We start from the raw sequence: 241 nt of genomic DNA, 5'->3' as shown, positions 1-241 counted from the left end.
CATAGTTAAAAAGCAGAAATTATTTATTAATGGAGAATGGAAAGAAGCAGGGGAATACCATCCACTCTATAGTCCATACAATGGAGAGATTCTGGCGCAAATTCCAAAAGCTTCGATTAAAGAAACCGAAGAGGCAATCGATGCGGCAGTCTCGGCGAAGTCCGCGATGAAAAAACTAACTGCCTATGAGCGCAGTGAAATATTGCTTAACCTAGTTCGACTGTTGGAAGAAAATGCAGAG

Annotated in this window: 1 protein-coding gene; it reads left to right on the top strand. The window is 41.5% G+C overall.

Going from position 1 to position 241, the window contains the following annotated elements:
• A partial coding sequence (locus tag ACHABW_RS26110) for an aldehyde dehydrogenase family protein (protein WP_435759963.1) occupies positions 1–241 on the top strand: 241 nt, incomplete at both ends.

This window comes from Salipaludibacillus sp. CF4.18 (genome assembly GCF_051262595.1).
Lineage (GTDB): Bacteria > Bacillota > Bacilli > Bacillales > Salisediminibacteriaceae > Salipaludibacillus > Salipaludibacillus neizhouensis.
Note: the sequence above shows the minus strand (reverse complement) of the source record. Positions and strands in the feature narration are given on the sequence as shown.